The 2,723-nt window shown below is 65.7% G+C and carries 5 protein-coding genes; 3 read left to right on the top strand and 2 right to left on the bottom strand.

Going from position 1 to position 2,723, the window contains the following annotated elements:
- A partial coding sequence (locus ACYPYD_RS12340; protein ID WP_459663390.1) for a hypothetical protein occupies positions 1-395 on the bottom strand: 395 nt, incomplete at its 3' end.
- Positions 396-425: 30 nt separating this feature from the next.
- Positions 426-920: an SspB family protein gene (locus tag ACYPYD_RS12345; protein WP_008831790.1), complete on the bottom strand. Its 495-nt coding sequence runs from the start codon at positions 918-920 to the stop codon at positions 426-428.
- Between the two features lie 184 nt (positions 921-1,104).
- On the opposite strand from ACYPYD_RS12345, the gene hisB reads away from it, so the two are divergent.
- From hisB to hisH, 3 genes are read left to right on the top strand one after another with little or no spacing between them, the layout of a single operon-like run.
- Complete coding sequence (gene hisB / locus ACYPYD_RS12350; protein WP_459663392.1) at positions 1,105-1,707, top strand: imidazoleglycerol-phosphate dehydratase HisB; 603 nt, start codon at positions 1,105-1,107, stop codon at positions 1,705-1,707.
- Positions 1,707-2,003, top strand: a complete 297-nt coding sequence (locus tag ACYPYD_RS12355) for a YciI family protein (RefSeq protein WP_459663394.1) — start codon at positions 1,707-1,709, stop codon at positions 2,001-2,003. The genes hisB and ACYPYD_RS12355 overlap by 1 nt, the downstream gene beginning before the upstream one ends.
- Entirely contained in the window at positions 2,000-2,623 is a 624-nt protein-coding gene (hisH, locus tag ACYPYD_RS12360) for an imidazole glycerol phosphate synthase subunit HisH (protein WP_008831787.1), read from the top strand. Before ACYPYD_RS12355 ends, hisH begins: the two co-directional genes overlap by 4 nt.
- Positions 2,624-2,723: the final 100 nt, after the last annotated feature.

The raw sequence follows: 2,723 nt of genomic DNA on the forward strand, positions 1-2,723 counted from the left end.
GCTGCGCCCTCGGCGCGCGCCTGTCTGGCGCGGCTGCGATCGTAGAGCGTCTTGGCCACCAGCGCCCCGCCGATGACCACCGCCCCCGGCACCGAACTGAGCGCGACTCGGGCCAGCGCGCCGTGCAGCAGCGTTTCGGCCACCGTGCGGCCCTTGAGGATCGACTTGGCCTTTTTCGGCGAGTAGCTGGCGCCCAGCACGCCGCGTTCCACGCTGCGGCGCATGATGGTGGTCGCGGTGCGCAGGGCGATGTCGGCGATGATGAGGTTGGTGGCGGGGTTCGGGCTCGGCCCGTGGAGTTCCCCGCCGTTGTCGGCCAGCGTCTTCAGCCCCTTGGCGGGGGCCGCGACGACGCTGGCGGCCTTCCTGGCGCTATCTTTCAGAACCGTTGCCATTTTTCGCCCTGCTCTACCGGGCGAGCCCGGTTACTTCTTCTTGCCGAAATCCACCGAGACGACATTGGAGCCGTCTTCGCTGGGAGTAATGCGCGACGCCACATCGCGTTCCGCATCGTTCTCGGCCGGGGCGGGCTCGTCGGCCTCGTCATCGACCATGGCCTGGAACTGCAGGCCGAAATCCACCGCCGGATCAACGAAGGCGGTGATCGCCGAGAAGGGAATGTCCAGCTTGGCCGGCATGGCGTTGAACGAGAGGCTGACGGTGAAGCCGTTCTCCGAGACGCCCAGATCCCAGAACTTGTTCTGGAGCACGATCGTCATCTCGTCCGGGAACCGTGCGCGCAGGTCGGCGGGGATGCTGACCCCGGGAGCGCCGGTCTTGAAGGTGATGTAGAAGTGGTGGCCGCCCGGAAGCACGCCGCCGGAGCTTTCGACCTGGCCGAGAACACGGCCGACGACGGCGCGCAGGGCCTCCTGCACGATCTCGTCGTAAGGGATCAGGCTGTCTGTGGTATCGTTCATCGCGCCCTACGTGCTCATGGTTCTCCGGCCGGTCAAGCGTGTTCGAGCGTAAAATAACATGTCGGGCCGGGTTTTCCCTAGCTCGAAGCACTTGCGACCGAAGATTGCTATATAAACGCCCGACGCGCATTCTTGTGCCGCGACCGAATTGATTCCGGCGCGTACAGGTATATAGGCACGGGCCATGCGTACCGCCTCGATCATCCGCAAGACCCATGAGACCGACATCGCCGTGGAGGTGAACCTCGACGGCACCGGGGCCTATGACGTGTCCACCGGCATCGGCTTCCTCGACCACATGATCGAGCAGTTCAGCCGCCACTCGCTGATCGACATCAAGTGCCACATCAAGGGCGACCTCCATGTCGACCAGCACCACACGACCGAGGACAGCGCCATCGCCATCGGCCAGGCCATCACCCAGGCGCTGGGCGACAAGGCGGGCATCGGCCGCTACGGCGACGTGAACTCGCCGATGGACGAGGCGCTGAGCCGCGTGTCGCTCGACATTTCGGGTCGTCCCTACCTCGTGTGGAAGGCCGCATTCACCCAGGACAAGCTGGGCGAGTTCGACACCGAGATGGTCGAGCACTGGTTCTACTCGATCGCGCAGGCGGTGGGCATCACCCTGCACATCGAACTGCTTTACGGCTCGAACAACCACCACATCTGCGAAGGCATCTTCAAGGGCTTCGCCCGCGCCATGCGCAGCGCGGTGGAACTCGATCCGCGCAAGGGCGGGGCGATCCCCTCGACCAAGGGCATCCTCGGGCAGGCAAGCCTCTGATGGCGATCTTCATCCTCAACCTCACTTACGTCACCACCGACATTGCCGAGGTGGATGCCCTGCTGGCCGACCACCTCGCATGGCTGGAAGCCGGGCGCGGGAAGGGGCACTTCCTCGCCTGGGGCCGCAAGGTGCCGCGCGAAGGCGGCGCGATCATCGCGAAGGGCGATAGCCGCGAAGCCGTCGAGGCATTGGCGGCCACCGATCCGTTCATCGCGGGCGGCGTCGCGAAAGTCGACGTGATCGAATGGGTGCCTACTTTCCTCGGCGAAGGGCTGGAGGCTCTGGCCCAATGACCCTCGCGCTGATCGACTACGGCGCGGGCAACCTGCACTCGGTCGCCAATGCGCTGCGCGCGGCGGGGGCCGAGGACGTGGCGATCACCGCGAACCCCGACGTCGTGCGCGCGGCTGACCGCATCGTCCTGCCGGGTGTCGGCTCGTTCCGCGCCTGCGCAGAGGGGCTCTGGGGCATCCACGGCATGGTCGAGGCGATGACCGAGCGTGTCCATGTCGGCGGGGCGCCGTTCCTCGGCATTTGCGTCGGCATGCAGCTTCTCGCCACGCGCGGGCTGGAACACGGCGTGACGCGTGGCCTCGACTGGATTGAGGGGCAGGTGCAGCGCATCGAGCGCACCGATCCCGAGATCAAGATCCCGCACATGGGCTGGAACGACGTGAACCTCGGCCGCAAGGATCCGGCGCAGGGCCTGATCGATCCGGGTGAGGCGTACTTCCTGCACTCGTATCACTTCCAGCCCGATGACGGCGCGACCGTCGCTGCGATGACCGACCACGGCGGCGGTCTTGTCGCGGCGGTGGCCAAGGACAATGTCGTTGGCGTGCAGTTCCACCCGGAAAAGAGCCAGGGCTACGGGCTGTCGCTGCTGGCGCGGTTCCTGGAATGGAAGCCGTAGCATCTTGCCGCCGGGGCTTCGACAAGCTCAGCCTGAGCGGATTCAGGGTGGTGCTTCAAGAAACCCGCGATTTACTTATCCCGCTCAGGCTGAGCTTGTC

The sequence above is a fragment of the Novosphingobium sp. 11B genome, assembly GCF_054589055.1.